Here is a 4,746-nt window from a genome sequence, read left to right as displayed (position 1 = left end):
GGATTATAGCTTCTGAAATTGTAGTTCATGAGGCCCTCAAAAAGCAATTATCATGTTGAAATTATATAATATTTTACCGAATTCGGCCTCATTTTGCAACTAATATTTGCGGGACAGACTCTTATGAGACGTATTAAGCCCGCCCATCATGATCAAGTTTACTCAACCTGTCCTGGAAAAGGTGGGGTTTACTCCGGAAAGGATCATCCTCTCCCTTGAAATGCGCATGAAGTGCGGTATCGGCATGTGCGGCCGCTGCAATATCGGCGACAAGTTCGTGTGCAAGGACGGCCCTGTCCTTTCCCTGGCCCAGTTGAAGAATATGCCTCCGGAATATTAAAGATAGCGCTGAATAAACCGCTTCAAGGCAGGATATAGCTGGCTCACAAGAATATTTACAAAGGCATTCGCGTTTATCTCTTTATTTTTTTGACCTTACGGGGATGGTGAAATGTCATTTTCATGGGCTTAAAAGGACCTGCTGTAAATTTAAGTATCTTGTCGCGCGCGAATCTTTTTTTCCTCTTGACCTCAATTACGGCGGTGTCTCCCTCCTTCTTGAAAAGCAGGGCGAGTTTGAGGCCGGAAATGTCTTTAACAGGCTCTCCGTCAAAGCTCAACAACAAATCTCCGGACTTCAGGCCGGACTTTTGTGCAGGGCTGTTACGCATGACTTTCTTTAGCACCACCCTGTTGTCTTCCTCATCGAGAATTACTCCCAGCCTGGCGGAGAAGGGCGGCTGCATCATGGGCGGAAACAGGAAGAAGTCCGCCATGCCCTGTTCCGGGTTGTTGCCGGTTACATTGGCTATTATTGCCTGATCGTATTTCCCGCGCCTGTAGGTCCTTGAGGGAATACCATCGCCGAAGGCAATATGCCCGTTGCCTGCAAGCACTACTATCTGGCGGCCGGGATTATTCTTCATGTAATCGTGGACGTTCTGTGCCATTGTCTCATCCCAAAGGATCTGGGCCTGATAAAAGTCGTTGAAATTCCTGACTCCGCTTTCAGGGTGTTTTTCAAAGATTCGCCTCAAACGTGTTTTATAGGCCGTATTTGACCAGTCGAGGTCCTCTGGCACCTGCCTCAACTCTTCGTCTGACAGTGATTCAAGGCCCTTTCTTGCCACTTTTTTTGAAATTTCTTCCGGAAGGTTGAGTGCCAGGACCGGGATGTCATGCTCTCTGCAATACTGTATGATCGGGCGATAGAGCTGGTAATCATACCTCCATCTCTCAAGGTATTTGCTCTCTTTGAGGAAGGTCTTTTCGTCTATCTGGCCTTTCAGATACCTGTCAAGTACATGCTGAAACGGACGCTGGAACATCTCCATACCCACGGCAAGGGGGTGATCAAGTCTGTCAAGCCCCTGGATGATCCTCAGTTGGGCCATGTGATGGCTGAAATTGTCATGACACTCTCCAATATAGATCACCTGTTTTTTGGATATGTCATTGATTATCCGGTCTATTGGAGAAAGATCACTGGCAGCGGTCCCCATAACCTCGGTCTGCAGGACAAGGCGTATCCCATTCCGGGTGCCTGCGGTATCTTTTCCCGCCAGTTTGCCGTCCTCGAACCTCAATGTACTATAGTATCCGTAGTGGGGAAGCTTTTTCAGGATGAGGTCCAGTTGTCCTGAAGAATCGGCCTTTACCACGGCCACCACGCCTGCCGGGTTTATGGGATTTTCTCTGACCGTGATGATGACCCCGCTGCCCGGATCCGGCATCGCCCCTGTCAGCCGTTCAAGCCTTGGGGCAGGGTCTCCCAGTATGAGCAGGGAACCTTTATTCAGATCCGAGCCGGTCATCAGGCTGTCAATGCTTTTTTCCTTAAATCCAAGCGACCGGAGAAAAACAGCGAATTGACAATAGACCTCCGAGTTCTGCAAAGGGAGCACGAAGAACTTGTGCTCTGACCCCAGGAGGCGTGAGAGCACAGGTGGAAACTCTGACGGCTCCAGGCTGCGCATCAGATCATAGTCCGGGTCCAAAGTCACGCTGAGGGGCTGCCCCTTGATTTCAATTTCCATGGATTCCTTTTCATGCTCTACACGGACATTGCGTCGCACCTCCCCGAATGTGGTTTCTAATACCAGGGGCACTGACAGGGAGTAAGGGCTTTCCGTACCTTGCTGAATAGTCACTTTCAGGCCTTGATGTCCGCTTCCCGGATAAGTGATACCCTCTTTCTTTATGGAGAGTATCGGCACGTCCTTTCTCTCAAGCCACTGGTCAAAAAATACTGAAAGGTCCTTTTTGCCGATGTCTGAAAAGACTGCTTTCAGCTCACTCCAGCCCGCCATCCTGAAGCGGTAATCCATGACAAATTTTTTCAGGGCCTTGTAAAAGGCATCTTTACCTATCTCCTGTTTCAACATATGAAACAGCATTGCCCCCTTGCCGTAACCTATGGCCTTTGAGGGCCGGTCTGTCCTGAATCTGAACCCTGAGAGTGGCATGGCCCTGTCTTTATGGACGTAGCTTTGATAGTCTGCAAGCAATCGATGCCTGTAGTCCCTGCCCAGGCCTTTCTGTTCTTTATAGAGATGGTCTGCCAGGTATGTGGTAAGCCCCTCGCTCCAGTTACCTTCCCGCGGGTCCACATAAACCGAGTTTCCAAACCAGGAATGGAGTATCTCGTGGCCCAGGGAGGTATCTACAATGAAGGGGAGTCTTGCCACCTCTTGGCCGAGAAGGGTGTAAGTGGGAAGGCCATAGCCCGTAGGAGCGCGGTTTTCCACAATCGCAAATCGCTTAAACGGATACGCTCCAAGGATGTCTTCATAGAGATCAAGATAATATTTGGCCTTGTCAATGTATTTCCGGGCAAGTTTCTTATCATCAGGAAAAAAGTATGCGGCAATCTCAATGCCCTTGTGACGCTCCAGATTGACCTGATATGGGGCTGCAACCAGTGAGAGCCCGGTCCTGGGATGGGGAAATTCAAAGATATATATGCTCGTATCTTCCCGGGATTGTACTTTTATGGCATCCGCCTCGGATACTGCCTTAAAACCGGCAGGTATTGCGGCTCTGAGCTCATAGAGGGCAAGCCCCTCCAGCATGGGGCACCAGCCATCGAGCAATACGACACCTCCGGCATCTATGAAGTTATCCATAACAAAATAACCATTTTTTCCGCCCGGCCCGGAACCCGATGGCCGGAAATTCCTGTGGAATTGGATCCTGAGCAGCCTGTTCCCGCCCGAAGCCGCAACAGTGAAAGAGTCTTCTTCAATGGAAGGATTTATAGTCCGTCCTGCAAGGGTGATACGGCCTAAATCCACGCCTCCTGTATGTATCCATATCGTTTTTCCCATGGGGAGTTGTGCAGAGATCCCGCCCTTTATCAGGCGGTTTTCTACATCCAGGATTACGTTGACACGGACTATGGGTATGTTGTCGATATTTTCCCCGCCGGCTTCAGACCGGGCCGGGGTGCCAAAGGACGCTAAAAATGCCAGGATAAATAGAAATAACGACAAGAAATAAGGGGATTTTTTCATGATAATACCTGTATAATACTTGTTTTCGAATCAACACACGAGAAAATATATGAAACCTACTATCACAACGCTTGTAACACGCAAGGCCTGTCCCATCAGGAGTATGATTATGCCCATTTTTGGCTGAAAGATACCCAGATATCTCGGAAGTTGGTGTCTCATGGCCCTTACAGGAGTTGCAATTATACTGCCGAAGAGAAGCGCCAGCACGGTTTCTTTCACAGTGAGCACTCCTGCATTCAGCATGGCCCCGGCTGCCGCGGCTCCGGCCGTGAATTCCGCAACTATACTGAATACCACTACAGATATGCCTTCCACAGGCAGGGCCTCACTGGTAATTATTGATGCACTTTTGTGCTGAAGCCAATCAAAAAATTCCCATTGCTGGAGGAGAACTACCATAATATAGATTGGCACGGTATACATGGCTATTTGGTTGAGGCGGCCAGAGAGATATTGGGCCAGGAGCTTTTTCACCCGCTCCTTTCTTGGTTCCAATCCCTCCCTATCTTGATATTCCGGTCCCGGTCCTCTCATTTTCTCAGGTGATGGCAGCATTAAGCGGCCCAGGAAGAGTATTATTATAGTCCTGAGCAATGCAGCCATAAGGGTCAACCCCACGTATATCAATCCGGCTCTCCCGACAAGTGGTATAATTATGGCAATGGTAGTTGGGAGATGCAGCGTGTAGGAAGGAAGACCCAGATTCAGGAGTGTAGCCAGAAGCATCTCTCGCCTGCTTAATTTCTTCTCTTTATATACGTTCCAGAGAATGGTATTTGCAGCGACACCTGAAAGAAAGGCCGTTGTAAAGGCGGTCCCGCTCCAGTCACTGAAGTTGCCTGTACGCATGAGCGGCCTGGATAGATTTGCAATTATTGCAGACCAGCCCATCCCTTCTACCAGGGCACTTAAGCTGAGGCTGAGGGCCATGATTATCAGGATACGGCTGAGAGGCCATGCTATTCGATGTACGACAAGCTGCCAGTCCATCCCGGGGGCTATGAAAAGCAGCCCCGCAGACAGGAATGTAATTGCTGCCCAGATATATGGCGCGGGTCCCGGCCTTTTTTTATGCTCTAAGTTATTTTGTTCGTCGGGCAGTGTCATAGAGTCTGTCCCGCAAATATTAGTTGCAAAATGAGGCCGAATTCGGTAAAATATTATATAATTTCAACATGATAATTGCTTTTTGAGGGCCTCATGAACTACAATTTCAGAAGCTATAATCCGG

The 4,746-nt window shown here is 49.1% G+C and carries 2 protein-coding genes and 1 pseudogene; 1 reads left to right on the top strand and 2 read right to left on the bottom strand.

The features are described from left to right. Positions 1-139: 139 nt before the first annotated feature. Positions 140-340: pseudogene (locus C4B57_11640) on the top strand (heterodisulfide reductase subunit F). Positions 341-413: 73 nt separating this feature from the next. Here C4B57_11640 and C4B57_11635 read toward each other — a convergent pair. Both C4B57_11635 and C4B57_11630 read right to left on the bottom strand, forming a co-directional pair. Then, complete coding sequence (locus tag C4B57_11635; protein ID PXF50809.1) at positions 414-3,512, bottom strand: hypothetical protein; 3,099 nt, start codon at positions 3,510-3,512, stop codon at positions 414-416. Positions 3,513-3,542: 30 nt separating this feature from the next. After that, on the bottom strand, positions 3,543-4,622 hold the full coding sequence (locus tag C4B57_11630) for a nucleoside recognition protein (protein ID PXF50808.1): 1,080 nt from the start codon (positions 4,620-4,622) through the stop codon (positions 3,543-3,545). Positions 4,623-4,746: the final 124 nt, after the last annotated feature.

This window comes from Deltaproteobacteria bacterium (assembly GCA_003194485.1).
GTDB lineage: Bacteria > Desulfobacterota > Dissulfuribacteria > Dissulfuribacterales > UBA3076 > UBA3076.
The sequence above is the reverse complement of the archived record's forward strand: the minus strand, read 5'-3'. Positions and strand labels throughout refer to the sequence as shown.